This is a genomic window from Rhodococcus sp. OAS809, assembly GCF_040546695.1.
GTDB lineage: Bacteria > Actinomycetota > Actinomycetes > Mycobacteriales > Mycobacteriaceae > Rhodococcus_F > Rhodococcus_F qingshengii.
Window position 1 is genome coordinate 4,683,256 of sequence record NZ_JBEPOI010000002.1, and the last position, 25,060, is coordinate 4,708,315.

27 protein-coding genes are annotated in these 25,060 nt (G+C 62.1%); 10 read left to right on the top strand and 17 right to left on the bottom strand.

What is annotated here, in order from left to right:
• Window positions 1–3: 3 nt before the first annotated feature.
• From paaI to ABIE52_RS24730, 4 genes are all read right to left on the bottom strand, one after another.
• A complete protein-coding gene (gene paaI / locus ABIE52_RS24715; RefSeq protein WP_047269444.1) occupies window positions 4–372 on the bottom strand; it encodes a hydroxyphenylacetyl-CoA thioesterase PaaI in 369 nt (122 codons plus the stop codon).
• 66 nt (window positions 373–438) lie between these two features.
• Window positions 439–750: an EthD family reductase gene (locus ABIE52_RS24720; RefSeq protein ID WP_007730606.1), complete on the bottom strand. Its 312-nt coding sequence runs from the start codon at window positions 748–750 to the stop codon at window positions 439–441.
• A gap of 6 nt (window positions 751–756) precedes the next feature.
• Complete coding sequence (gene paaZ / locus ABIE52_RS24725; protein ID WP_192712762.1) at window positions 757–2,799, bottom strand: phenylacetic acid degradation bifunctional protein PaaZ; 2,043 nt, start codon at window positions 2,797–2,799, stop codon at window positions 757–759.
• An 88-nt stretch (window positions 2,800–2,887) separates the two neighbouring features.
• On the bottom strand, window positions 2,888–3,499 hold the full coding sequence (locus tag ABIE52_RS24730; RefSeq protein ID WP_007730612.1) for a TetR/AcrR family transcriptional regulator: 612 nt from the start codon (window positions 3,497–3,499) through the stop codon (window positions 2,888–2,890).
• 107 nt (window positions 3,500–3,606) lie between these two features.
• Here ABIE52_RS24730 and ABIE52_RS24735 point away from each other — a divergent pair, with 107 nt between their 5' ends.
• The 9 genes from ABIE52_RS24735 (at window position 3,607) to paaK (ending at window position 11,274) form a co-directional block, all read left to right on the top strand.
• Window positions 3,607–4,335: an enoyl-CoA hydratase/isomerase family protein gene (locus ABIE52_RS24735; RefSeq protein ID WP_007730615.1), complete on the top strand. Its 729-nt coding sequence runs from the start codon at window positions 3,607–3,609 to the stop codon at window positions 4,333–4,335.
• Entirely contained in the window at window positions 4,332–5,189 is an 858-nt protein-coding gene (locus ABIE52_RS24740; protein WP_007730617.1) for a 3-hydroxyacyl-CoA dehydrogenase family protein, read from the top strand. The genes ABIE52_RS24735 and ABIE52_RS24740 overlap by 4 nt, the downstream gene beginning before the upstream one ends.
• Window positions 5,190–5,216: 27 nt before the next feature.
• A complete protein-coding gene (locus tag ABIE52_RS24745) occupies window positions 5,217–6,002 on the top strand; it encodes an enoyl-CoA hydratase-related protein (protein WP_029256503.1) in 786 nt (261 codons plus the stop codon).
• A 92-nt stretch (window positions 6,003–6,094) separates the two neighbouring features.
• The gene (gene paaA / locus ABIE52_RS24750) at window positions 6,095–7,063 is read left to right on the top strand and encodes a 1,2-phenylacetyl-CoA epoxidase subunit PaaA (RefSeq protein WP_047269397.1); all 969 of its coding nucleotides are present in this window, start codon (window positions 6,095–6,097) and stop codon (window positions 7,061–7,063) included.
• Window positions 7,060–7,377, top strand: a complete 318-nt coding sequence (paaB, locus tag ABIE52_RS24755) for a 1,2-phenylacetyl-CoA epoxidase subunit PaaB (protein ID WP_007730622.1) — start codon at window positions 7,060–7,062, stop codon at window positions 7,375–7,377. The genes paaA and paaB overlap by 4 nt, the downstream gene beginning before the upstream one ends.
• A gap of 28 nt (window positions 7,378–7,405) precedes the next feature.
• Window positions 7,406–8,323 carry a 1,2-phenylacetyl-CoA epoxidase subunit PaaC gene (gene paaC / locus ABIE52_RS24760; RefSeq protein ID WP_047269398.1) on the top strand — a complete coding sequence of 306 codons (918 nt, stop codon included), beginning with the start codon at window positions 7,406–7,408 and terminating at the stop codon, window positions 8,321–8,323.
• Between the two features lie 65 nt (window positions 8,324–8,388).
• On the top strand, window positions 8,389–8,847 hold the full coding sequence (gene paaD, locus ABIE52_RS24765; protein ID WP_047269445.1) for a 1,2-phenylacetyl-CoA epoxidase subunit PaaD: 459 nt from the start codon (window positions 8,389–8,391) through the stop codon (window positions 8,845–8,847).
• 4 nt (window positions 8,848–8,851) lie between these two features.
• Window positions 8,852–9,931 (top strand): 1,2-phenylacetyl-CoA epoxidase subunit PaaE, encoded by a 1,080-nt coding sequence (gene paaE / locus ABIE52_RS24770; protein ID WP_042921547.1) that lies wholly within the window; start codon window positions 8,852–8,854, stop codon window positions 9,929–9,931.
• A gap of 41 nt (window positions 9,932–9,972) precedes the next feature.
• A complete protein-coding gene (paaK, locus tag ABIE52_RS24775) occupies window positions 9,973–11,274 on the top strand; it encodes a phenylacetate--CoA ligase PaaK (protein WP_047269399.1) in 1,302 nt (433 codons plus the stop codon).
• A 2-nt stretch (window positions 11,275–11,276) separates the two neighbouring features.
• On the opposite strand, the gene ABIE52_RS24780 is transcribed toward paaK, so the two are convergent.
• The 10 genes from ABIE52_RS24780 to lepB form a co-directional block, all read right to left on the bottom strand.
• Complete coding sequence (locus tag ABIE52_RS24780; protein ID WP_007730629.1) at window positions 11,277–11,900, bottom strand: LysE family translocator; 624 nt, start codon at window positions 11,898–11,900, stop codon at window positions 11,277–11,279.
• A 92-nt stretch (window positions 11,901–11,992) separates the two neighbouring features.
• Window positions 11,993–13,186 (bottom strand): globin domain-containing protein, encoded by a 1,194-nt coding sequence (locus ABIE52_RS24785; protein ID WP_054187519.1) that lies wholly within the window; start codon window positions 13,184–13,186, stop codon window positions 11,993–11,995.
• 31 nt (window positions 13,187–13,217) lie between these two features.
• Entirely contained in the window at window positions 13,218–13,667 is a 450-nt protein-coding gene (locus ABIE52_RS24790) for an RrF2 family transcriptional regulator (RefSeq protein ID WP_042446409.1), read from the bottom strand.
• A 119-nt stretch (window positions 13,668–13,786) separates the two neighbouring features.
• Entirely contained in the window at window positions 13,787–14,917 is a 1,131-nt protein-coding gene (galK, locus tag ABIE52_RS24795; protein WP_192712763.1) for a galactokinase, read from the bottom strand.
• Window positions 14,917–16,017: a galactose-1-phosphate uridylyltransferase gene (galT, locus tag ABIE52_RS24800; protein WP_054827207.1), complete on the bottom strand. Its 1,101-nt coding sequence runs from the start codon at window positions 16,015–16,017 to the stop codon at window positions 14,917–14,919. Before galT ends, galK begins: the two co-directional genes overlap by 1 nt.
• Window positions 16,014–16,640: an SMI1/KNR4 family protein gene (locus tag ABIE52_RS24805; protein ID WP_192712764.1), complete on the bottom strand. Its 627-nt coding sequence runs from the start codon at window positions 16,638–16,640 to the stop codon at window positions 16,014–16,016. Before ABIE52_RS24805 ends, galT begins: the two co-directional genes overlap by 4 nt.
• 21 nt (window positions 16,641–16,661) lie before the next feature.
• Window positions 16,662–17,246 (bottom strand): TetR family transcriptional regulator, encoded by a 585-nt coding sequence (locus ABIE52_RS24810; protein WP_007730752.1) that lies wholly within the window; start codon window positions 17,244–17,246, stop codon window positions 16,662–16,664.
• Window positions 17,243–18,292 (bottom strand): saccharopine dehydrogenase family protein, encoded by a 1,050-nt coding sequence (locus tag ABIE52_RS24815; protein WP_042921555.1) that lies wholly within the window; start codon window positions 18,290–18,292, stop codon window positions 17,243–17,245. Before ABIE52_RS24815 ends, ABIE52_RS24810 begins: the two co-directional genes overlap by 4 nt.
• Window positions 18,293–18,347: 55 nt before the next feature.
• Complete coding sequence (locus ABIE52_RS24820) at window positions 18,348–18,701, bottom strand: glyoxalase superfamily protein (protein WP_003942961.1); 354 nt, start codon at window positions 18,699–18,701, stop codon at window positions 18,348–18,350.
• A gap of 106 nt (window positions 18,702–18,807) precedes the next feature.
• The gene (lepB, locus tag ABIE52_RS24825; protein ID WP_003942848.1) at window positions 18,808–19,551 is read right to left on the bottom strand and encodes a signal peptidase I; all 744 of its coding nucleotides are present in this window, start codon (window positions 19,549–19,551) and stop codon (window positions 18,808–18,810) included.
• 427 nt (window positions 19,552–19,978) lie between these two features.
• Between lepB and ABIE52_RS24830 the strand changes: the two genes are divergently transcribed.
• Window positions 19,979–21,460, top strand: a complete 1,482-nt coding sequence (locus ABIE52_RS24830; protein ID WP_192712765.1) for an anion permease — start codon at window positions 19,979–19,981, stop codon at window positions 21,458–21,460.
• Between the two features lie 3 nt (window positions 21,461–21,463).
• On the opposite strand, the gene ABIE52_RS24835 is transcribed toward ABIE52_RS24830, so the two are convergent.
• The 3 genes from ABIE52_RS24835 to ABIE52_RS24845 are packed head-to-tail and all read right to left on the bottom strand — an operon-like array spanning window position 21,464 to window position 24,912.
• Window positions 21,464–22,213 (bottom strand): succinate dehydrogenase/fumarate reductase iron-sulfur subunit, encoded by a 750-nt coding sequence (locus ABIE52_RS24835; protein WP_003943253.1) that lies wholly within the window; start codon window positions 22,211–22,213, stop codon window positions 21,464–21,466.
• On the bottom strand, window positions 22,210–24,162 hold the full coding sequence (locus tag ABIE52_RS24840; protein WP_007730764.1) for a fumarate reductase/succinate dehydrogenase flavoprotein subunit: 1,953 nt from the start codon (window positions 24,160–24,162) through the stop codon (window positions 22,210–22,212). The genes ABIE52_RS24835 and ABIE52_RS24840 overlap by 4 nt, the downstream gene beginning before the upstream one ends.
• The gene (locus ABIE52_RS24845) at window positions 24,163–24,912 is read right to left on the bottom strand and encodes a succinate dehydrogenase cytochrome b subunit (protein ID WP_047269404.1); all 750 of its coding nucleotides are present in this window, start codon (window positions 24,910–24,912) and stop codon (window positions 24,163–24,165) included.
• Window positions 24,913–25,060 lie beyond the last annotated feature (148 nt).

A 25,060-nucleotide genomic window follows, 5' to 3' on the forward strand; every position in this document is an offset into this window, starting at 1 on the left:
ATTTCAGCGGGTGATGGTTCGACTGTCGCCGCGGAACTCGGCCACGACGGCGTCGCCATTGCGAACGGTCACGTCGTAGATCCCACTTCGGCCGCCTCGAGCCTTCTCGGTGGCGACCGCGGTCAAGGTGTCGCCCAGACGGGTCGGACGCAGAAATCTGATGTCCGCGCGCGCTGCAACGGCTGAATCCTCGTAGCCGTTGCAGGCGAGCGCAAACGCGGTGTCCGCGAGCAGGAAAACATAACCGCCGTGTGTGATTCCGTGACCGTTCACCATGGTTTCGCCCACGGTGACGGTCACGGTTGCGCTACCGGGCGCCAGCTCGGAAATCTCGATACCGAGTGCCTGCGATGCCTGGTCCGCGTCGAACATCTCTCTGGCGGTGATGCTTCCTGTACTCACGAGACAACTCCTGTGTGATCGGGAAATTGCAGGGGTCTAGAGGACCGAGACAACTTCCTGGACATACATGTCGACCGTGCCGGTGGCAAAGTTTGCGACATCTTTTCCAGCGGCGCCCATCTCCGGGGACTTCAGGCCGCTCTGCATAGTCTCGAGATCGGGAAACTCGAGGTTGGCGACGGCATAGAAGACTGGATCGGAGCCGTCCAGCGTCGAGCACTTGCTGAACGTGAAGTCCGAGAGCCCTGGCACTGCGCTGGCGAGCGGGACGTGGATCTCGTTGTAGTACTTGTCGAAAGCCTCCGGATCGGTGGGGCGTCCGTAACACACTGCTACTCGATAGGTCATGTGCTTTCAATTCCCTTCGGGGCGAGTCTTGGCTACCAGAGTCAGGACGTCGTATGTCGCGACCGGATCGTTGTCCTGGTTCGTCACCACGGCGTCCCAACGAACCTCACCGTAGTCGGCGCTGCTGCGAGGTGTGATGGTCTTGGCTGTGAGGGTGACCGTCAGGCTGTCTTCGGCTTTGACCGGAGTCAGGAACCTGAGGCTGTCCACGCCGAAGTTCGCGAGAACCGGGCCGGGAGCCGGGTCGACGAACAGGCCCGCAGCGAGTGAGACAACAAGATAGCCGTGCGCGACGATGCCGCCGAAGAGTGGATTCGCCGCAGCGGCCACCGGATCGGTGTGAGCGTAGAAGGTGTCACCGGTGAACTCTGCAAAATGATCGATGTCTGCGAGTGTGACCTGGCGCGGACCGCCGACAACAGTGTCACCGATCTTCAACTCGGCGAGACTCTTTCGGAATGGATGTTCGGATCCGGTCGTGCGCTGCGATCCGGTGAACCAGCGCTCGCCGACTGCGGTGAGGACGTCGGGTGTGCCCTGTACGGCGGTCCGCTGCATGTGGTGCAGAACTCCGCGGATGCCACCCAGCTCCTCACCGCCGCCGGCACGGCCGGGACCGCCGTGTACGAGGACTGGAAGGGGAGAGCCGTGGCCGGTGGATTCCTTGGCGTCGTCGCGGTTCAGCACGAGCACTCTGCCGTGAAAAGCTGCGAGACCCAGCACCAGTCGACGTGCGATGTCGGTGTCGGCAGTGACCACCGAGGCGACGAGGCTTCCCTCGCCACGGGCCGCGAGTTCGATCGCATGATCGATGCCGTCGTATCCGATGACGGTGCTGACGGGTCCGAAGGCCTCCAGTTCGTGTACCTCGTGCGCATTCTCTTCCGCCCGGAGAAGGACTGGGGAAAGGAAGGCTCCTGACTGGCCGTCGGCACCGACCACGTCCACGTTGTCCGGGTCTCCGAATACGATGGTTGCCGACTTCGTCAGACCGCGAATGGATTTCAAGACCTCATCACGCTGTTCGATGCTGGCGAGAGCTCCCATAGTGACGCCATCAGCATCGGGGTGTCCCACGACAACTTTGTTCAGTCGCTCGGATGCGGCATCGACAACGGCGTCGACCAGCGAGAGCGGGACCAGGGCGCGCCGGATCGCCGTGCACTTCTGGCCCGCCTTGACCGTCATCTCGGTGACGAGTTGTTTGACGTACAAATCGAATTCGGGCGTTCCTGGTATGGCGTCCTCGCCGAGGATCGACGCGTTGAGTGAATCGGCTTCGGCATTGAAATGGACACCCTTGCCGACGACGTTCGGGTGAGCACGCAGCGTTGCTGCGGTGTCGGCGGATCCGGTGAATGCCACTGAGTCCTGCCCGCCGAGGTGATCGAGGAGGCCGCGTGCACTACCGGAGAGCAGTTGGACGGAACCCTCTGGGAGCAAGCCTGACTCGATGATGCGCCGGAAGACGAGTTCGGTGAGATATGCCGTGGAACTGGCAGGTTTGACGATGGACGGCACCCCCGCGATGAATGCCGGTGCCAGCTTCTCCAGGAACCCCCACACCGGGAAATTGAAGGCGTTGATCTGCACGGCGACGCCGCGACGTGATGTATAGATGTGTTGCCCGAGGAAGGTTCCGCCCTTGCCGAGAGGCTCGACGTTTCCGTCCAGAAAGACTGTGCTGTCGGGCAATTCGCGCCGAGCCTTGCTCGCGTAGCTCAGCAGGGTCCCGAATCCGCCGTCGATGTCCACCCCGGAATCTCGCGTCGTCGCGCCGGTGGCAGTAGAGAGTGTGTAGAACTCGGCTTTTCCTGCCATCAACGTGAGGGCGAGAGCCTTGAGCGCGCCGGCACGTTCGTGGAAGGTCATCGCGGACAGTGCAGGCCCGCCGACCTCGCGTGCGTACGTAACCATCTCGGCGAGGTCGATGCCGGTTGCGGAGATCCGGGCCACCTCCGATCTGTCCACTGCGCTCGGCAACGGGGTACCTGCGTCCGGTGCGGCGTACCACTGACCGGCCACATAGCTTTCCAACAGTCTGCTCACGACAACTCCATCTCACCGTACGTTCGGTCGGTAATTACGATCGCCCGGTAATGCCGCGTTGTCAAGGATTCGGCAGAACTGCCTGGAGTCAGGCCTTGCGAAGTCCGTCGAAAGTGACGGCGACGACCGCGTCGGCGATGTCGGAGACGGACTCACCCGCTCGGGGTTTGTACCACTCGATCAGTGAGTTGACGGTGCCGAACATCAGCTTGCTGGCGAGGGCTGGTTCGATGTCCGGGCGCAAGTCTCCCTCCGCTGCGGCGGACGCGACGAGACCTCCGACGAAGTTGTCGAATTCGCGCCGACGAGCTAGCGCGGCGCGCTCGACCGTCGTGTTGCCGCGGACGCGCAGGAGCAGGGTGACGTATGGAAGCTCTGCGACCAGCACCTCTACGCTGCGCCGGACCAGGTATTCGAGCCGGTCGATGTACGGACCGGTGGTGGCGCCCTCTTCGGTCGTGACCGCGAACAGGGCGTTGAGTGCACGCGAAAGGGCGAGTTCGAGAAGTTCTGACTTGCCGGACACATGGTGGTAGATCGAGGACTTCGTGATGCCGAGTTTCTTGGCGAGCACCTCCATGCTGGCGCCGTCGTAGCCCTTGTCGTTGAACACCTTCACGGCCACGGCCAGGAGCGAATCGAGGTCGTAGCCGGGACGTCCGGGGAGGCCGGTGCGTCGAGTGGGGCGTGCCGTAGTCATGTCCCCATCTTCTCAGTTCGGGCAAAGCTGTGCACCATCCTCGTTCTCACCCTTGCCAAACGACCGAATGTTCGGTTACTAATGGAGAAGAGTGAGAAGGAGCGAATGTGAACACCCTGCACGTGGACGAGCGCGAGGATCGCGTCGTGGTCACCCTCGACAGGCCCGCGCAACGCAATGCGATCAACGCGGAAATGATCGACGAACTGCATCAGGTTTGTGGACGCCTCGAACGGGATCCGAAGCTGCTCCTGCTTGCGGGGCGCGGCGACCACTTCGCAGGCGGCGCTGACATCGCGGAGCTCCGAGAGCGCGGACGAGAGGAAGCGTTCGCGGGTATCAACCGCACGCTGTTCGACCGAATCGGAAAGCTCCCGCTTCCCACCGTGGCCGCCGTGAGCGGCTACGCGCTCGGCGGTGGGGCAGAGTTGACCTACGCCTGCGACATTCGCATCGCGACAACGACGGCGGTCTTCGGGAATCCGGAGCCCAATCTCGGCATAATGGCAGCCGCCGGCGCCAGCTATCGATTGCCGAAGCTCGTCGGCGTCTCGATCGCGAAGCAGGTGCTCCTCGGTGCCAGAAACCTCGACGCCGAGCAGGCGCTACGAGCGGGCCTGGTTGTCGAGGTAACCGAACCGAACTGCCACGTCGACGCAGCGCATCGGCTGCTCGACCGCATTTCCCGACTGTCCCCGCTGGCACTGCGATTGACCAAGATCATCGTCGATGCGCCGGGATCGCATCCGTTTGCCGACGACATCGCCCAGGCCGTCCTGTTCGAGAGTTCGGACAAGCGCGATCGCATGACGGCCTTCCTGGAGAAGAAATCATGACTGAAGCAGTTGCACCGAAGACCGTCGGAGTCATCGGCGGTGGACGCATGGGTGCGGGTATCGCCCAGGTGTTCGCCAGTCTCGGCGGGGCGGTCACCATCGCGGAGAGTGGCGACACCGCGGCCGCGTTGCAGCGTGTTTCCGCCGGCCTCGACAGAGCTCACGAGCGAGGGAAACTCGACGACCAGGACCCCGCGACGGTGCTGGCGCGCGTGAGCACCGTGGACGCAGTGACCTCGTTGCCGCCGTCGCTCGACCTGATCGTCGAGGCGGTCCCGGAAATTGCGGCCCTCAAGGTCGAGGTGCTCGCCGCTGCGGAAACCGTTGCCGGAGAAAGCACCGTGATCGCCAGCAATACCAGTTCCATGTCGATCGCCGAACTCGGCGCAGCGCTGACGGATCCGGGCCGGTTCATCGGTATGCACTTCTTCAATCCAGTCCCGGCGTCGCTGTTGGTCGAGATCGTCCGGGCGCCTCAGACCCGCCCCGAGGTTGTCGACTCGGTACGAGCATGGGTGTCGATGCTCGGCAAAGCCGAGGTGCTCGTCAACGACTCACCTGGTTTTGCAACCAGCCGGCTTGGTGTCGGTCTCGGGCTCGAAGCCATCCGCATGCTCGAAGAGGGTGTGGCGGACGCGGAATCGATCGACCGAGCAATGGAATTGGGGTATCGGCATCCGATGGGCCCGCTGCGTTCGACAGATCTGGTCGGGTTGGATGTGCGCCTGGCGATCGCCGAACACCTCGCGAGCACGCTCGGTGATCGATTTGCACCTCCAGCACTGCTGCGAGAGAAGGTGGCTCGCGGCGAGTTGGGGCGCAAGACGGGACAGGGTTTTCACACATGGAGCTGAACCGAACTGCCTGCGAAAGGAACATCGATGACTGACGTGATTCGCTTGGAGATCGAGCGAGGTTTGGCGACAATCACTCTCGACCGACCCAAGGCCGCCAATGCCGTCAACGGCGAAATGAAGTCTCAGCTGCTCGAAGCGTTGCTGCAGGTCCACGCGGACGCAGAGGTTCGAGCGGTGTTGATTCTCGCCGAAGGCAAGAACTTCTGCGTCGGTCAGGATCTGGGCGAGCACGCCGCAGCGTTGGATGCTGATCCGGCGCACGCGATGGATACCGTCGAGGCGCACTACAACCCCATCGTCACGGCACTGTCGACGCTCTCTGTCCCGGTGGTGGTGGGTATCGGCGGAGCCTGCGTCGGGGCCGGGTTGGGAATCGCGTTGGCCGGAGACATCCGTGTCGTGGGGGCTCGCGCGAGCTTTGCGACGGCATTCACCGGCATCGGTCTGGCCAGTGACTCCGGGCTCAGTCATGCGCTCGTGCACGCGCTCGGACCTAGCCGCGCCAGTGGCCTGATGTTGCTCGGCGACAAGTTCGACGCGCAGAGCGCGCTGGAGTGGGGCTTGGTTCATCGCGTGGTGGCCGACGAGGACGTCGCAGCTGAGGCTCGGGTACTCGCGCGTCGGCTTGCCGACGGACCCACCGCGGCCTTCGCCCACGTGAAATCGCTGATCCGTGCCGTTGCTCCTGGGCTTTCCCAGACGCTGGCGGCCGAGGCGAACGCACAGGTGGAGCTGGGTTCCACGGCAGATCATCGAGGCGCAGTCACGGCTTTCCTGTCGAAGCAGAAGCCGGTTTTCGAGGGCCGCTGATTTCTGGTGCGGCGAAAGATTCTCTTGTGTGCTGGGACACCTCGGTGCATACTAGTTACCAACCGATCATTCGGTAATAAAAGGTAGGTACGATGACCAACGTGGAAGCTCCACAAGACCTGCAGAACCTGTTCGACGAGACGATCGCGGCAGACCAGCGCATCGAGCCTCGCGACTGGATGCCGGACGGCTACCGCAAGACTCTGATCCGTCAGGTTGCCCAGCATGCGCACTCCGAAATCATCGGAATGCAGCCCGAGGGAAACTGGCTCACCCGTGCGCCTTCGTTGCGACGCAAGGCGATCTTGATGGCGAAGGTCCAGGACGAAGCCGGGCACGGTCTGTATCTCTACTCCGCGGCCGAGACGCTCGGTGCCGATCGTGGCGATCTGACCACCAAACTGATCGAGGGAAAGCAGAAGTACTCCTCGATCTTCAACTATCCGACGCTGACATACGCCGACGTGGGTGTGATCGGCTGGCTGGTCGACGGAGCTGCTATCTGCAATCAGGTTCCGCTGTGCCGCAGCTCCTTCGGGCCGTATGCGCGCGCGATGATCCGTGTGTGCAAGGAGGAATCGTTCCATCAGCGGCAAGGCTTCGAGCTGTTGGCGACGATGATGCGCGGCACGGAAGCTCAACGGGCAATGGTGCAGGAAGCCGTCGACCGATGGTGGTGGCCCGCTCTGATGATGTTCGGACCGCCGGACGACGAATCGCCGAACACCGAGCAGTCGATGAAGTGGCGCATCAAGCGGCACACGAACGACGAACTGCGGCAACGATTCGTGGACATGTCGATACCGCAGGCCGAGATGCTCGGTGTGACCTTCCCTGATCCCGACCTGCGCTGGAACCCCGAGCGTGGCGCACACGATTTCGGCGAGCCGGACTGGAGCGAATTCATGGACGTGGTCCGCGGCAACGGAGCGGCGAGCGTCGAGCGGATCACCAATCGGAGAGCCGCACACGACAACGGGGCCTGGGTTCGCGACGCCGCGTACGCCTTTGCACAGCGCGAGAGACTCGCGCACGATCGCACGACTGGGGAAACATCATGAGCGAGAACGATCAGGTACAGCGCGATCAGGTGCGGGGCGAATGGCCTTTGTACGAGGTATTTCTGAGGGGAAAGCGCGGACTGAACCACGTGCACGTCGGATCCCTGCGCGCGGCAGACGATCAGATGGCCCTACGCCACGCGCGCGACGTCTACACCAGACGTAACGAAGGCGTGAGCATCTGGGTCGTGCCGTCAGCGAACATCGTGGCTTCGAGTCCGGCAGAAAAGGATCCGTTCTTCGCGCCGAGCGGCGACAAGGTCTACCGGCACCCGACTTTCTACGACATCCCGGACTCCGTTCCGCACATGTGAGAATCACTTCGACTTCGAGGACCAACAGATGAACGATCACGACAGTGCCTACGACGGCCTGGTCGACGGCGACGGCCACGGTCAGTGGGCGTTCGGAACCAGCTTCGACGACCCCCTCGCCGGCGTCGACACCACGGTGCCGGATGACGTCGATCTCGGTGCGCTGGCGCACTACTGCCTCATGCTCGGCGACGACGCGCTCGTCAGTTCGCAGCGCCTCGCCGAATGGTCGACGCGGGCACCGGAACTCGAAGAAGAGGTGGCTCTCGCGAATGTCGGTCTGGATCTGATCGGACAGGCCAGGCTGCTGCTGGCTCGCGCGGCAGCAGCCGATTCCACTGTCGTTCCGTTCATCTCGGACACGTCGCCGGTGCCGGCTGAAGATGCGCTTGCCTTCTTTCGTGATCAGTTCGGTTTCCGCAACGTGAGACTGGTGGAGCTCGCCAACGGCGACTTCGCGCACACGGTCGTTCGGCTACTCGTGTTCTCGACCTGGCGGCTGGCGCTGTTCGATCGGCTCCGCACATCGCGGGACCCGGTCCTCGCGGCCGTGGCGAACAAGGGCGTCAAAGAACTGACCTACCACCGCGACTACGCGGCAAGATGGGTCGTCACGTTGGGCGCCGGCACGGCAGAATCCAAGCGTCGGACTGCCGCGGCCCTGCTCGAGATCTTCCCGTTCGTGGACGAACTCTTTGTTCCCACCCAGGACGAACTCGTTTTGGCAGAAGTTGGCGTCGGAGTGGATCCGCGTACTGTTCGGCCGGAGTTCGACGCTGTTCTTGCCCAGGTCCTCCATGCAGCCGAAATGGAAGAGCCCCCTTCGCGTTTCTCCGGTTTCGTCGGCGGCCGCGGCGGGCGTGCCGGACTGCACACCGGGGCACTGGGGCTACTTCTCGCCGAAATGCAGAGCGTCGCTCGGGAGCATCCGGAAGGGGTGTGGTGACCGTGACTGCCGCTACCGTCTCTTCCGCTACTGTCTCTTCGGCGCAGGAGATCGTCGCCTCGGTGATGGATCCGGAGATGCCACTGTTGACCTTGGCTGATCTCGGCGTCATCCGATCGGTCGACGTCGAAGCGAACTTGGTCTGTGTGACAATCACTCCCACCTATTCCGGGTGTCCGGCGATGGCGACGATGCGAGACGACATCGAGCACAAGCTGACCGACGCGGGGTACGGCAGCGTCCAGATCAAGACTCAACTGTCGCCGCCTTGGAGTTCGGATTGGATCAGCGAAGAGGGGCTCGCGAAACTTCGGACGGCCGGGTACTCGGTGCCGGGGGCCGCGCCGCGTCGCACCTCCGGCCCGATCGCCTTGACCTTGACGGCCAAGCCGCGCGACATCCTGTGCCCCCAGTGCGGTTCGGCAAACACCAGACTGAGTTCGGAATTCGGTGCGACCCTGTGCAAAGCGCTCTATCGCTGCCTCGACTGCCTCGAGCCGTTCGATCACGTGAAGGAGATCTGAACAGATGAGTACCGCAACGACGAACCGGAACAAACCATTTCACCCGTTGACGGTCGCCGGTGTCGAATCACTGTGCGACGACGCAGTTGCCGTCACCTTCGACGTGCCTGCCGATATCGCCGATCAATTCGACTTCGGCGCCGGGCAGTCACTGACACTGCGGCGGATGATCGACGGCGTCGAACACCGTCGCTCCTACTCGATCTGTGCACCGGTAGGGGCGTCTCCACGGGTGGGGGTTCGCGAAGTGGCAGACGGACTCTTCTCCTCCTGGTTGGTGCGAGACGTCAAGGCCGGGGATCGAATCGACGTCCAGGGCCCATCTGGCAATTTTGTCGCCGATCCGGCATTGGGTGGACGGCACGTTCTGATCGCGGCGGGCTCCGGCATCACGCCCATGTTGTCCATCGCTGCAACACTGCTGGTGAACCCCGAGGCCGATGTCACCCTGCTGTACGGGAACAGGCGCACCCGTTCGGTCATGTTCGCCGAAGAAATCGCCGACCTGAAGGACCGGTACGGTGCACGCCTGGACGTTATTCATGTTCTCTCTCGCGAGCCGCGCGAGGTCGAGTTGTTCTCGGGCCGTCTCGACGCCGACCGGTTGCGCGAGATCTTCACCTCTCTCGTTCCGTGCGACCAGGTCGACAGCTTCTGGTTGTGTGGTCCGTTCGGGATGGTCGACGACGCCCAGGAAGTACTGGCCGGCTTGGGAATTGCCAAGGATCGCATCCATCACGAGCTGTTCTACGTCGACGACGTCGCTCCGCCGGTCGCAGTGCATCGTGAGCCCGGAATTGTAGGACCAGGCAGCGAGGTCACCATCACGCTCGACGGTCGATCGACCACCGCGACACTTCCGCGAGACCAGTCGATTCTCGATGCAGCGGAACAGTACCGATCGGATCTGCCCTTCGCGTGCAAGGGCGGGGTCTGTGGAACGTGTCGCGCCAAGGTCACCTGCGGTGACGTCGAGATGCGCAGGAACTACGCACTCGAAGACTACGAAGTCGACGCGGGTTTCGTACTGACCTGCCAGACCTTCCCTGTCGGTGAACAGATAACAGTCGATTTCGACGCCTGACCGCCCGCACAGCGCCCTCACTGAGCCCACCGGAGACAATCATGACCGAACTCGTCACTGCTACATCGCAAGACATCGAATTTGCCAGTCGGGAACGCATTTCGACGCTCCAACTCGAGCGGATGCGATGGTCCCTGATGCACGCGTACACCAATGTTCCGCACTACCGCAAAGCTTTCGACGACGCCGGCGTCCACCCGAGCGACTTGAAGGATCTGAGCGATCTCGCGAAGTTCCCCTTCACCACCAAAGCGGATCTACGTGAGAACTATCCGTTCAAGATGTTTGCGGTGCCCCAGGACCGGGTCTCGCGAATTCACGCGTCCTCGGGGACCACCGGTCGCCCGACGGTGGTGGGGTACACGAGCAACGACCTGAACAACTGGGCCGATCTCATCGCGCGCAGTCTCTCGGCCGGCGGCGTGCGGTCTTCGGACAAGGTTCACGTGGCTTACGGGTACGGTCTGTTCACCGGTGGGTTGGGAGCACACTACGGTGCGGAGCGCTTGGGCTGCACGGTCATTCCCATGTCCGGTGGCATGACCGAGCGGCAGATTCAACTGATCGAGGACTTCGAGCCCGACGCCATCATGGTGACTCCGTCGTACATGTTGACCATCGTGGATGCGATGATCAAGAAAGGCATCGATCCCTCGAAGACCTCACTGAGGGTGGGAGTTTTCGGAGCGGAGCCGTGGACCGAACAGATGCGTACCGAGCTGGAACAGCAACTCGACATGCATGCGGTCGACATCTACGGGCTCTCCGAGATCATGGGCCCGGGTGTGGCAATGGAATGTGTGGAAACCAAAGACGGGCTCCATATCTGGGAAGACCACTTCTACCCGGAGATCATCGATCCGGTCACGGGCGAAGTGCTGCCGGACGGTGAAGAAGGTGAGCTGGTTTTCACCTCTCTCACCAAGGAAGCGCTGCCCATCATTCGCTACCGAACCAGGGACCTGACCCGACTGTTGCCGGGTACGGCGCGCTCGATGCGTCGGATGCAGAAGGTCACCGGCCGGACCGACGACATGATCATCCTGCGTGGGGTCAATCTGTTCCCCACACAGATCGAAGAGCTGATCCTGACCGTCCCCGCCCTGGCACCCCAATTCCAGTGTGTGCTGGAGCGTCCGGGCCGGATGGATACTCTGACAGTGCGCGTCGAGGCTCGTCCTGACGCGGCAATTTCCGATCATGCGGCAGCGTCTTCGGCGTTGCAGAAGCTGGTGAAGAACAAGATCGGTGTCACGGTCGAGGTGAGCGTTCTCGAACCCGGCGGACTCGAACGCTCGATCGGCAAAGCGCGTCGTCTGATCGACCAACGTCCGAAGGACTGAAACTACTCCAGGGCCATGCGGGTGGCGAAGATTCCGAGAATGCCACCAGCTAGCCATTTCTGAGCCCGCATCCACACCGGACGCGCCATGAGGAAGGTCGACACGGCTGCCGCACAGCACACGATCAACGCGTTGACGGTGACTGCGACCAGGATCTGCACGCCGCCGAGTACGAGTGCCTGTTGCCAGACCGGACCCGCAGTGGGATCGACGAACTGGGGGATCAGGGCCGCGTACATCAGCGCAATCTTGGGATTGAGCAGATTGGTGGTCAACCCCATCCCGAACAGACGGCCGCTACCGTGGCGGTCGACCTCGCCCACCTCGAAAGCGGACTTCCCACCTGGTCGGAGTGTCGACCAGGCGAGATAGGCCAGGTACAGGGCACCACCGATTTTCACCGCGGTGAACACCGTTGGTACGGCGAAGAGAACCGCCGTCAGCCCTGCACACGTGGCGGTGAGGTAGACCAGGAAACCGGTTGCGACTCCGCCGAGCGAGATCAAACCCGCCCGGCGGCCCTGGCTGATGCTGCGGGACACCAGATAGATCATGTTGGGGCCCGGTGTCAGAACCATCGCCAGGGCGATCAGCGCGACTCCCGTCATCGACGCTGACGTGATCATGTCGGTCTCCCACTACTCGATGCGTATGTTTCGTCGAGTACACAAGGGTTTGCAGTCGCGCGCCAAGGTCCAGTTCGCAGGCAGTGGTCCGCTCAGGTGTTGGCCCAGCTGTCGGGCCCGAAGACCTCGTAGTGGATATTCTGTGCCGGGACGTCCCTTTCGAGCAACGATGCGCGCATCGCCAACATGAACGGCATCGGCCCGCAAAGGAAGGCTTGGGTATCGGGCTCCACTGCAATACCTTGCAAATCCGCCCGTCCTTCGTGAACCGATCCGAACGCAACGTGCGTGCCGAGATCCTCGTACCAACGGTGCAGGGTTGCGGCGGGAATCTGGTCGACGAGTGTGCTGAGTTCTGCGCGGTGCGCGTGATCCGCAATGGATCGATCCGCATGGATGACAGATACCGAACGGTCAGCGCCGGTGTCCACGAGATGATTGAGCATCCCGATCATCGGTGTGCAACCGATTCCGGCCGACGCGAGCAGGAGCGGCGAGTTGTCGTCCGGCATGGTGAGATCACCGAAAGGTGTGGTGACGGAGAGTTCTTGACCTTCGAATACGTTGTTGTAGAGGAAGTTCGACACTTCGCCATCGGCAGTTCCGGAGATTCGCTTGACGCTGATCCGCCAGTCTGCGCTGCTCGGTATCGAACACAGGCTGTATTGGCGGATCTGGCGGGCGCCGTCGGGCAGCGTAACCCCGACCGAAAGATACTGTCCGGGAGCGAAGGTGGGGAGTGCACTGCCGTCGAGCGACGTGAGCGTCAGTGAGACGGTGTCGGCGGACTGAAGAACTCGTTCACTGATCCTGACTGTGCGCCAGACGTCACCGGCGTCCACGCCGGCGAGTTGGTAGAGGCCACGCTCCATCGTGATGAGGGTTTCCGCCATCAGCCAGTAGACCTCGTCCCAGGCTGCTGCGACGTCGGGAGTGACTGCATCGCCGAGTATTTCGACGATCGCGGCAAAGAGGTGTTCGTGCACGATTGCGTACTGGTCGGGCGTGATTCCCAGCGACGCATGCTTGTGGGCGATACGTGAAAGTATGAGATCGACCTTGGCGCTGTCCGGCTCGAGCTGAAGCGTCGCGAATGCCGCGATGGCGCCGGCGAGAGCCTTCTGCTGTTCGCCCTGCTTCTGATTGCCGCGATTGAACAAATCGCGTTCGAGTTCAGGATGCGCGTCGAACATCCTGCGGTAGAACAGGGTTGTGATATCGCCGATGGCAGCGCCGACCACGGGAAGGGTGGCGCGAATGACCTCGGTTGACTGTGGGGAAAGCATGAGCTGCTCCGTTCGGTCGAAATTCGATTGATCAGCCTGCTTCGTCGCTCCGGGTGGTGAGGCGTAGCAGGACAGTTTTGGACGGCTGCCGGATGACGTCTTCGATCGTGACCGCGTCGAGTGAAACGAAAAACGCTTCCTGAGCGTCGCGCAACGCACTTCGAAGGAGGCAACCTCCGCGCAATGGGCACGGTTTGTCGCCTTCGCAGTCGACGACTTCACCCGGGCCTTCGAGGCGTCTGGCCAGCCAGCCGATGGTGGCGGTGCGGCCGAGTTCGGTGATGGAAAGCCCACCGCCGCGGCCGCGCCTGGTTGTCACGATGCCGAGCTCACCGAGCCGTGTAACCACCTTGGTGGCATGGGAGTACGACACGTTGAGCTGCTGCGCAACATCCCGAGTGCTGGGGGAGGCATCCGCGTCGAGTACGGCCAACCGCATGACGACGCGCAATCCCAGATCGGTGAACTGCGTCAGTTGCATGATCTGAACCTACATAATTCGCATCTGAGATGACTATTTATGTGAGGGGGATCTCGAGGTGCCCCAACCAGGGCGAACGGTACGTTCGGCACCTCCAGTGCGCTGAACGTGCCGTTCGCTCAGAGACGGGCGGCCGAACCCCCGGCAACGACGCCGAGAAAGTGTGGTGCTCGCCAACCTCGCGCCGCAAAGTCGCGGCTCACCGATGCGATGACCTCCGCTCCGCTTCCTTCCGGAACCAGCGCGATGGCTGAGCCTCCGAATCCGCCGCCGGTCATCCGCGCACCGATCGCGCCGCCGCGTCGTGCTGCGGCAACGGCGACGTCGAGTTCATCGCACGAGACCTCGAAGTCGTCGCGCAACGAGGCGTGCGAGTTGTCGAACAGCTCGCCGACGTCACTGAATCTGCTGCTGCGCAGAAGTTCTGCGGTCTTCCGCGTCCTCTCGATCTCGGTCACGACGTGCCGTGCCCGCGCCCGGAGGATCGGGTCTCGCACTGTCTCGGCCTGGTCTGCTGTAGCCTCTCGCAAGCTGCCGACGCCGAGAGCTGCTGCTGCAGCGACGCATTGAGAGCGCCGCATTCCGTACTGTCCGTCTGCGAGCGAGTGTTTGACCCGGGTGTCGATGGCGATCAGTTCGTACCCTGCACCGTGGAGTTCGAAAGGTATGGGTTCGGTGGATCCGTCCTGGCAGTCCAGCAGGAGCGCAGTCGAGGGCTGAGCAAAGAGGGCAATGGTTTGATCCATCCCTCCGGTCGGTGCGCCGACGCCGTCGTTCTCCGCCTGGATGCACACCTGTACCAGCTCATCGCGGGGGAAGGGTGAATCATGAAGTTCATTGACGGCCAACGCAACCGAACAGGTGAGGGCGGCGGAACTCGACAGTCCGGCCCCGACCGGTACCGACGAGTCGACGGCAAGATCGATTCCTCCGATCGGGAGGCCTCTGCGCGCAAGAGACCACAGAACGGCTGTGGGGTAGGCGGCCCACCCTGTGGCGATGTCGTCGACGGGCCCGGTGTACGTCTCGGCGGATTGCCGACTGTGCACGCGGACGACCCCGTCGCTGCGCAGTGCGACGGCAACCAGTGTTCGCTGCTCGAGAGCGACCGGTAGGCACAATCCACCGTTGTAGTCCGTGTGTTCACCGATCAGGTTGACTCGACCGGGTGCCGCCCACACTCCGGTTGCCGGATAGCCGTAGGTGGCGTGAAACTGTTGGAGCACAGAATTGTTCGAGACCGTATCCACTATTTCAACTCCCGTAGGCGGGCCGCGACTGCCTCGGGAACGGTGTCGTTCACCCAGGCGCCCATGGCGGACTCGGACCCGGCGAGGTATTTGAGTTTGCCCGGTGCGCGCAAGATCGAGAACAGCTGAAGATGCAGTCGGCCCAGAGGTCGGTTGATGCGGACGGGAGCTTGGTGCCAAGCCGCGATGTACGGTACTCGGTCGACGCCCGGATAGAAGCGATCGATACGGCGTAGGAGATCTTGGTAGACGACCGCAAGCTCTTCGCGCTCTTGGTCGTTCAGCGAGGGGAGGTCCGGGACGTCTCGGTGCGGTGCCAGGTGAATCTCGATGGGCCATCGTGCGGCGGTCGGGACGTAGGCGCTCCAGTGATCGCCGTCGTAGATCAACCGGGCCTTGTCCTCGCGCTCGAACGCCAGAACATCGGCGAGTAGTGAGCGACCGGTGCGCTCGAAGTGTTTGTGCGCCTGCGTCAGCATCGATCGGGTGCGTGGCGTGACATACGGGTATGCGTAGATCTGTCCGTGTGGATGGGTGAGTGTCACCCCGATTTCTTCGCCGCGGTTCTCGAAGCAGAACACTTGTTCCACAAGCGGATCCGCCGACAACTCTTCGGTCCGAGAAATCCAGGCACCCACAATCGTGCGCATGCGTTCGAGTGGAAGCTCGGCGACGGACGCCGTGTGATCGCTCGAGAAGCACATCACTTCGCAGTGACCGGCCGCTGGGCGATCGCCCGCACCGTCTCCGGGACTGTCAATGGCTTCCTCGGGCGCCGCGGCAAAGCTCGGAAACCGATTCTCGAACACCGCGACGTCGTAGTCTCCGTCGGGTATCTCTGTGGGCGTGCGTGTTTCGTCGGTCGGGCACAATGGACATTCGGCGGCGGAGGGGAGATGTGTCCGTGTCATGCGATGCGAAGCCATGGTGATCCACTCCCCGGTGAGAACGTCGAATCTCATCCGAGACGAGTGGTCGAGAGCCGGCAATTCGCGGGAATCTCGCGCAGAGTGGGTGCGGGTACTGCCGGCATCGTCGAAGTAGAAGATCTGACGCCCGTCGGCGAGGGTGCGACGGGTCGGATCCTGCTTGGGTGTCATGCGTCGACTTCCCATTCCAGAACACCCTTGCTGACAACGGGTTTCCACACTCCGATCGTTGATCCTGTTTCCAGCGCTACGGCATGGGCGGCCAGCATTACCGAGATGGACGCCCAGATCGGACCGCCGTTGTCAGTGGCGTCCGAGGCATACTCGGTCACACAATGGTGGAGTGCGCCGCTGCGGGTGTCCACGAAGTAGTGGTACTCGTCCAGTCCGGCGAAGGGAACGAACGAGGGGATGAACATGGTTGCGGCAGTGCCTGCGTCGCGTTGATCGTGTCGATCCATCTCGTCCTCGGCGTAGAGGTCTGGATTCTCGTAGATCGTCTCATCCCACGTTTCGAGCAGAGTGAGACGAACTTCTGTTGCGACGTCGATGGGGTAGAAGAATTTGTCCGGGAGCACGCTGCCGAGAAAGAGGCCGGTCCGGTCGTCGTGGGTCAGGCTGCCGTTGTGGACCCGATACAGGTTGCGAAGTTCCTGGGGCCACGTGACGCCGGTCGAGGCTTCGAATTCCTCGATAACGGCGTCACCGAGTCCTGGTTGAAACGCTGCAGCCGTCACCGGTGCGTGTGTACGGCACCACGCTTCGATTCGGCTCCATTCGTTTGCAACGCTCATGGGCTTTACGATACGTCCGAGTCAGGACCCGTGAATCAGGTACTGCAGTGTGTCCACGAGCTTTCGGTCCGAAGCCTCGGACTTTCGGCCGGTGATTCCCGATCGGAGAATTGCGGAACCCTCGAGCAGGCTCACGATGGTCTGCGCTGTCGCGCCAAGTTCAGTCGCATCCAGCTCCGGTTGTGCACACGCGACTGCGCGCTCTACGTGTGCGATGTACTGGGCGTAGAAGTCTCGAAGCACGACCGCGACTTCTTGGTCCGCCGCTGCAATGGCCCATACTTCGACGTACAGACGCACCGTGGCCTGGTCGTCCTGTTCTCCGAGCAGGACTCCGATGAAGTGTTCGGATTCCTCGCGGGAAAGGCTCTGATCCGTATCGGGGACGACGGCAAGGCGATCCAGTGAGCGGGTCAATGCACGTGACATCACTGCGCGTATCAGATCTGCACGGGTGGGGTAGTAGTGCTGCAAATGTCCTACCCGCACTCCGGCCGCGGCTGCGAAATCGCGCATTGCCGAGTTGGCATTGCCCTGAGTAGTGAGGACCTGTTCTGCTGCGTCGAGAAGTGCTGCCGCACGGGCGGCGCCCTTGGAGAGGGTCATGGTCGCAATACTGCCACCCCGAAGCTCTCCAACTCGGAGACGGTGCGGCGAGGGTTCGGAAGCGATTCGGGGAAAGTGACTCCAGGCCGGGCATCGTCGGCCAAGGCTCGTCTGACGGCCAGCGCGCCGCCCACCGCGGTGAGGTGAGCCTGGCCCTGCCGGTCGACGATTGTCGCGCTTGTCGTGCCGCTCGGGCCGGTGACATCGATGCGTACTTGCGCGCTCCCGCCCTTGCCCGGCGAGTACAGGAGTCCGCGTCGTAGCGGTGTGAAGCGGTCGCCGCGACCCCAACGGAACAGACCCACCTTCTTGGCGGCGAGCAGCGCAGTTGTGGATGCATTCGAACTGAAACCTATTCGAGTGCTGGCAGTTTCGGCGCCCAAGGTCATGGGGAACGTGAATTGTTCCGGAGTGTCGATTCTTCCGACCTTGGTGCGCGATCCGGGGAAGTCGACCCAGCGTGTATCCGTCAACGGGCTGACGGTGATCGGGTTTCCTTGCTGCATCACCTCGAAATCCTGCCCGAGCCGATCGATGAAGTCGACGGAGTCCAGCCCGGCAATGTCGTTGACGTCGTAGCGAATCGAGACGTCGATCGTGCTCGCGCCACCCAGTTCCTCGGCCAGCGCTGCGGCGACGATATTGGTGACTCCGCCCATCCATCCGGACGACAGGTACACCGGTGCGCTCGGCGACTTCTGACCCGCCAGAGTGGCGGCGCGAGCGACGCGGGTTGTCCAGCGGGTGATGTCCACGTACGGAATGCCGGCCTCGACGGCGGCGGACAGGACACGATCGTGGGGATCGTTGACCGTCGAAACGACCGCGCGTACGGACGCGTCGAAGGGTGTCGGGTCGAGGAGGTCCCAGCGGCGGACGGAAGCGCCGTGACGGCCGGCCAGTTCGTCGCCTCGCTCGGGGGTGCGTCCGGTGAGGAGTAGTGGGAAGTCGGGGGCGAGCAACGCTGTCAGGGCGCTGCCCACGGTTCCGTATCCGCCGGCCACGAGGATCGGGCCGTCGGCTGAATACTGCAATGAATCGGTCATACACCTAACTCTAGGTCAAATGACCTAAAACGTCGAATGGGGTTCTTTCCGCTGCTCAGTCCCGGTGTCGCACGATGTTGACGACGTTGCCATCGGGTGCCCGGACGAGGAATCGGCGAACACCCCACTCTTCGGTCGTTATGGGGTGCACGATTTCGTAGCCGAGCCTGCGGGCCTCTTCGTAGGCGCCGTCGACGTCGTCCGTGTGGACTGAGATGACCGAGTCCTCGGCTGCAGTGGCGTCGTGCGTGACGAGCTGTACGTTCGCGCCGGTGTCGGGAGAGGTGTAGCGAGCGACCCACCCCATGTTGAACTCTTCGGTGCTCAGGCCGAGAAAGTCGGAGTAGAAGCTCTTGGCGGTTCCGACATCGGCGACTTTGAGATTGGCGGTGATGCGTCGAGCGCGCATGTGGTTCTCCTACCCTCGGTAACAGATGCGCTCGATGATCGTCCGAAAGCGGAGCCATGTCGACTGTGCCGTCCGAAGATGCGGGCCGCCTGGTTGATTCGATCTGTCACTGCGGATCGAACGAGCTCACAGTTCCCCACCGTGAGAAGGGAAGGACGATCAATTGAACCTTGCCGATGACATTGTCGATCGGCACCGTTCCACTGTGTTCGTCATCGAGATGGAAACGTGAATCCTTCGAATGGGCGCGGTTGTCGCCCATCACCCACAGGTTCCCGTCGGGAACCGTGACCGGCCCGAAATACCTTCCTTGGCAAGAGGTACCGTTGCCCGGAATGCGCTTGTCGATGTACGGCTCGGTCAGCGGCTTGCCGTTCACTCGAAGCCCCTCTTCCTCGGACAGGCACTGTACGGTTTGGCCACCGACCGCGACTACCCGCTTCACGAGGTCGTTTTCGTCCGGCGGGACCAAGCCGACGATGGACCCGAGTCCCTGAAACGCGCGAACAATCGAATTGTCGGATCGAATGGATTTGTACTCGTCGTTCCAGGACTCGGGTCCCTTGAACACGACCACATCCCCAGGTTGCGGATCCCCGAATCGATAGCTGATTCTGTCGACGAGGATCTTGTCTCCCGTGCAGCCGGTGCATCCGTGAAGTGTCGGTTCCATGGACTCCGACGGGATCAGAAAGATGCGTCCGACGAAGTTCTGAATGACAACACTCAGGACAAGTGCGACGACAACGAGGATCAGAATCTCACGCCACAGTGGACGTTTTCTCGGGTGATCGGCCACTGCCGATTCAGTGGAGTCGGTCGAGTCCTCGTGGGCGTCGGATTCCGTCACACTCCCGACAATAGATGGCGCAACCAGTCGTCGGCCCGATACGAATCTTCTCGGTTCGTGGGTCTGTCTGTCGGCTGACATGCTTCGGAATTGGATCACATCACGCGCGAAGATCCGGTCGAGATCGGCAATCCGCGCAGTCCTGACCCAAACATCGTGCCGACGAATACCTTTCGCAGAAGCAGGTTGAACAACTCTCCGAGATTCAAGCGTGCAGCACGCCGGCGCCTCTGTTGATCGATTGGCACAATCTTTTGCGAGAGATGGGCATTCTCCCACTGAAGCGTCGGTGCGAGACAGCGCCTCGTAAGGACGACTGTACTTCCGGGCAATTTCTCTCGAACTTGGATTGACCGCACGAAAACCTGATGTTTGGGGGACAATCATCTGGGGCGATCACCTGGGGCGACAAGTCGAGGAGATGCAAATGTCCGAGGCCAAATCCGAAAGCACTGAGTCTTTTTCTGAGACGACACCGCCGGCGGAGCCGTCGAAACAATCGGTGCTCAGGCGGTACTACCCGGCTGCGGTGCCCGTCATCCTCGGCCTGATCATCTATTTCATGCCTGTTCCGGACGGTGTGGATCCCAAGGGCATGCACATGCTCGGAATCTTTGTCGGCACCATCGTGGCGTTGATCTTGCAGCCTCTGCCGACGGGTTCTGTGGCGCTGGTAGGCCTGTCGATCGCCATGATCACCCAGACCGAGACGCCGACGGAAGCGTTGTCCGGCTTCAGCAATACCACGATCTGGCTGATCGTCGCGTCGTTCTTCATTGCCGAAGGCTTCCTGGTCACCGGACTCGGGAAACGGGTTGCACTCATGTTCGTGACCAAGCTCGGCAAGTCGAGCCTCGGTTTGTCCTACGGAATGGCGTTGACGGACTTGATACTTGCTCCGGCGACACCGTCGAACACCGCCCGCGCTGGTGGCGTCGTCTATCCGATCATCGTCTCACTGAGCAAGTTGGAGGACTCCAATCCCGAGCCCGAGGACTCTCGCAAGAAGCTCGGAGCATATCTGCTGCTCACGTCGCTGCAAGTCAACGTCGTGACCTCCGCGATGTTCATCACCGCCATGGCGGGTAACCCCGTCGCCGTCGATGCGGCTGCCAAGATCGGCATCGACATCTCGTGGGGCAAATGGGCGCTGGCAGCATCGGTTCCGGGAATTGCGAGTCTCATCGCGATCCCGTGGGTGATGTCGAAGATCTTCCCGCCCACGATGTTGAAGACTCCGAAAGCACCCGAGCAAGCCAGGGAGGAACTGCGCAAGGCAGGTCCGATCAGCCGCAACGAGAGGATCATGGCCGCCACCTTCGTTCTGCTGCTGGTGCTCTGGTGCCTGGGCTCGCAGCTCAACGTCAATGCCACTACAACAGCATTCGTCGGAATCGGCATCCTGTTGGTGACCAAGGTGCTGACGTGGAACAACCTGGTCCACGACACCGGGGCGTGGCAGACGCTCGTGTTCTTTGCCGTTCTGGTCGGTATGGCAAGCCATCTCGAAGAACTCGGCGTGATCTCGTGGATCGGAACCCAGGTCTCCTCGAGCGTCGACGGTTTGCCGTGGATCTGGGCTTTTGCGATCCTGACCTTGGTGTACTTCTACGCGCACTATCTGTTTGCGTCGAACACCGCGCAGATCGTCGCGATGTACGCGGTGTTTCTCGGCGCGGCGGTGGCAACCGGTGCACCGCCGCTGTTCTCGGCCCTGGTGTTCGGCTTCATCGGCAGCCTGTACGGCGGTATCTCGCACTACGCGTCCGGTCCGGCCGGAGTGATCTACGGTTCCGGATACATCAAGACCTCGGAATGGTTCCGAATCGGTTTCGTGATGAGCGTCGTGATCATCCTGATCTGGACGATCATCGGCGGCGCGTGGATGAAGCTGATAGGCGCCTGGTGACGATCAGTTGTCCTTGCGCCGCAATCCGAATCGCATCGATTCCTTGTTGACAGCGGCAATCGCGGTCAGCGGTATCTCCGCGGGACACACCTGCGCACATTCACCGTAGGTCGAGCACGGCCCGAAATCGGCCTCCATCTGGTGCGACATCGCTCGGGCCCGCTTGCCACGTTCGTTGCGGCCCTGCGTGACGAGAGACAGGTGGGTCAGTTTGGACCCGGTGAAGAGGTGCGCGGCACCGTTCGGGCAGGCTGCTACGCAAGCGCCGCAGCCGATGCACGCGGCGAAGTCCAGTGCAGCTTCGGCACTTTGATGCGAGAGCGGCTGACTGTCTGCGTCCGGCGCGGTTCCTGCATTGACCGAAACGTATCCACCGGCTTCGAGCACCCGGTCGAGCGCAGAGCGATCGACGACGAGGTCGCGGACCACTGGAAAGGCTGCGGAGCGGAACGGCTCCAGTTTGATTCGGTCACCGTCGGAGAAGCTACGCAGGTGCTGACGGCACGTGGGAGTGTTCGCAACCGGTCCATGGGGAACATTGTCGACCGTGATGCCGCAGGACCCGCAGATCCCTTCTCGGCAGTCGGAATCGAAGGCGATGGGTTCGTTGCCGCTCTCCACGAGTTGGTCGTTGAGTCGGTCGAGGAGCTCCAGCAGCGACATCTCCACCGTCGCGTCGTCTATTTGGTAGGTGTCGAATGCGCCGGACGACTCAGGTCCGGATTGGCGCCACACGTCCACGGTGATTTTCATACGTAGTTCCTCGTCTGCAGTGGAACAGCGGTGAAGGACAACGGCTCGTCGTGTCGAACGTGTCTGCCGTCCTGGGCGGTTTCCCACGCGGAGACGAAGCACCAGTCCTGATCGTTTCGCTGCGCTTCGCCGTCGGGAGTCTGATGTTCGGCACGAAAGTGCGCTCCACAGGACTCGTCACGATCGAGAGCATCGACGCACATCAGTTCGGCGAGCTCGAGGAAATCGGCTACCCTGCCGGCCCTTTCCAACTCCTGGTTGAACTGGTTTCCGCTGCCGGCAACTCGCAGGTTCGACCAGAAATCGGTTCGCAGTGCGCGGATTTCGGCGATCGCCTTGGTCAAGCCCTCGGCCGTTCGGGTGACACCGCAACCCGCATAGAGGATCTCGCCCAGTTGTCGATGGAACCTGTCGGGGCCGTGTGTTCCGCCGACCGAGAGCAGCAGGTCCACCCGACCCCTCACGTCAGTGAGCGTCGACGTCACAGCGGGATCGGACAGTTCGAGTGGAGTGGATCCGAGCAGCGGCGCAAGATAATTCGGAATCGCGTACGGGAGGGTGAACCAGCCGTCGACGCATGCCGAGAGCAACGAATTGGCGCCGAGGCGGTTGGCCCCGTGGTATCCCCAGCCTGCCTCGCCACCGACGAACAAGCCGGGGATGGAGGTCATCTGGTCGTAGTCGTTCCACAGTCCTCCCATGGTGAAGTGGGCTCCGGGGGCGATGCGCATCGGCACCGTATAGGGGTCTTCGCTGGTGGCGTCGCGATACATCGAGAACAGATTTCCGTATCGCTCCTCGATGGTCTTGCGGCCGAGCCGTGCCAACGCATCGCGGAAATCCAGGTACACACTGTTTTTCAGAGGGCCGACGCCGTGACCGGAGTCGATTTGCTCGCGGGCGGCCCGTGAAGAGACGTCGCGGGGAGAGAGGTTCCCGAACGCCGGATATTTGCGCTCGAGGTAGTAGTCGCGTTCGTTTTCGGGAATGTCGCCGGGCTCACGATCGTCTCCGGGCTTGGCCGGTACCCAGATCCGGCCGTCGTTGCGCAGGGATTCGCTCATCAGAATGGTTTTCGACTGCCACTCGGAGTTGACGGGAAGTGCCGTCGGATGGAATTGGATGAACGAGGGTGAAGCCATCAACGCACCGCGTCGGTGCGCTCGCCAGGCGGCCGTGGCGTTGGAATTCTTCGCAAGTGTGGACTTGTGGAATACGGTTCCGTAGCCGCCGGATGCCAGTACGACGGCATGACCTGTGGTGGCGCCGATCTCACCGGTCACGAGATCGCGTGTGACTATCCCTTGTGCTCGCCCGTCCGAAACGATGAGATCGAGCATCTCGGTTCGGGTGTGTAGGTTGACCGTTCCGGCTGCGATCTGGCGTTGCAGTGCCTGCGACGACGCTATCTGCAACTGCTGGCCTGTCTGCCCGCGCGTGTAGTACGTGCGCGACACCTGAACGCCGCCGAAGGATCGGGTGGCCAGAGTGCCGCCGTACTCGCGAGCAAACGGTGCCCCGATGGCATTCATGTGATCGATGACGCGTACGGATTCTTCGGCGAGACGGAAACAGTCGGCCTCACGGCCCCGGAAATCACCGCCCTTGACGGTGTCCTTCACGAAGCGGGCGAGACTGTCGTTGTCCACTTTTCGAGCGCGAGCAGCGTTGATGCCTCCTTGCGCGGCGACACTGTGTGCACGGCGGGGTGCATCGTGGAAGGTGAAGGACTCGACGTGGTAGCCCAGTTCACCGAGGGAGGCGGCGCAGGCCGCGCCGGCGAGGCCGGTACCGACGACGATGACCGTGAACTTGCGCCGGTTGAGTGGGCTGACGAGCTTGTAGTCGAGTTTGCGAGTGGGCCAGGCCGTCGCCGGATCGCCGGCCGGGACCTTACCGTCCACCGGTGTCCCGATGCTGCGCAGATCGTCGAGTTCGAAGCTGTTCACTTATGACGCTCCTGTCTTCGAGATGGCGCCGGTCATGACCGCGATGGGGATCGACATGTTTCCGACCATCACGACGAGCGCAAAGATTCCGGAGAGTGCAACGCCAATCTGGCGCAGTCGTTGGCCGGTCACGCCGAGATCGTTGACCGCGCTCCAGAGCCCGTGCGCGAGGTGCATTGCCAGCAGAGCCATCGCGACGATGTAGAACGCTGCCACCAGCGGACGCTCGAAGCTGGCAATCAGATTGTCGTATGCGTAACTCTGTGTGCGCGTGGCCGCTTCGTACTCGCTGCTGCCGATGGGTCGGGTTCCGGTCGTGAGGTCGAGTATGTGGAAAATGACGAATAGCAGCAGCACAGCTCCGGTGACGGGCATCGTGCGCGCTGTAAAGGACTTGATTCCCAGACCTTTACGTCGAAATTTTCCTCGAGCTCGGCGTCCGCGGACGGTGAGCAGCCAGGCACACCAGACGTGTGCGACCAATGACGCGAGCAAGACGATGCGAAGAATCCACAGAAGTCCCTCGTAGGGCAGGAAGGGTTCGAACACCGTTCGTAGCCAGTGTGCGTAGTCGTCGAAGTGATCGGCACCGGTGTAGACCTTCAGGTTTCCGATCATGTGGACGAGAACGAAAGCGGCGAAGATCAGTCCTGTCACGGCCATCAGAATCTTGCACGTGATGTTGGACGGCCGCGGTCGAGCTTGGAGTGAATCGCCGGTAGCTCGCGATACACGGGTCGGAGCACTCACAGACAAACCTCCCACGCCAGACTTGCCGGACAGGTGCCGTCAGCCTAAGCCCGATCGAGGTTTTCGGCCAACGGATGGGTGCCCGACTTGTCTGTTAATGCAGGTGAATGGGAGTGTAGGGGTGCTCATTACCCGAAAGTAAGGAACT